Below are 857 nucleotides of genomic sequence, written 5' to 3'. Positions count from 1 at the left end.
GGGTCCGGGCGACCCGTCCCGCGGCCTCGCGATACAGGCTCTCGCCCGAGAGCGTCAGCGTGCGGTCGGCGACCGCGACCTCGCCGCTCGACAGGCTCGCCAGCACCGGCACCGCGGCGGACAGTGCGGCGGCGAGGTCGGGCGGCGCGCCGTCGGCGATGCGGGTGCGGTCGAGGATGCGCTCGCGAAAGAAGCGCGGCTTCACCACCGCGAGCAGCCGGTCGCGCGCTTCCGTATCCGGCAGGTGGCCGGACAGGCTGACGCTGTCGGCCTCGCGCCGGATCGCGACGCGGTAGGGCGAGAGCGGCTTCACCGTGAGCGCCACCGCGCCGGCTCCGACCCCGGGAGGCCTGGCGTCGCGCATCGCCGTCTCGATCTCGCCGACGGCCTGGCCGTCGACGGCGTCGCCCGCGACCGACACCCGCGCGCCGTCGAAGCGGGCGCCGCCGCTCTGCATCAGCCCGACGAGGCGGACCAGGAAACGGGCCAGCGCGTCAGGCTCGATGTCCTTGGCGAGGCCGCGGGCGGTGCGCATCCGGTCCTCGACCGCGACGCCGTCGGCGATCTCCGCGGCCAGCCGCCCGATCTCGGCCCGCGCCGCCTCCGAGACCACCGAGCCGGTGAGCACCACCCCGCCGCCGGGGTTTCGCGACACGGCCATGGTGAAGTCGTCGATCCGCGCCGGCAGGACGTCGACCCGGCCGAGCGTATAGCCCGGCGGCGGCTCGGCGAGCGCGGCGCGCAACGCGTCGTAGGCGGCGACGTCCACCGCCTCGCCCGAAACGGCGATCGCCATGTCCGTCACCGTGGCGATGGCGCCCGGCGCGAGGTTGCGCAGGCGCGCGACCGCGTAGGCC

At 76.4% G+C, this 857-nt stretch carries 1 protein-coding gene; it reads right to left on the bottom strand.

The window, feature by feature from the left end; translation table 11 throughout:
- A partial coding sequence (locus FV230_RS28785; RefSeq protein WP_147844785.1) for a BON domain-containing protein occupies window positions 1-857 on the bottom strand: 857 nt, incomplete at both ends.

The sequence above is a fragment of the Methylobacterium sp. WL6 genome, from assembly GCF_008040095.1.
Taxonomy (GTDB): domain Bacteria; phylum Pseudomonadota; class Alphaproteobacteria; order Rhizobiales; family Beijerinckiaceae; genus Methylobacterium.
The sequence above is the reverse complement of the archived record's forward strand: the minus strand, read 5'-3'. Positions and strand labels throughout refer to the sequence as shown.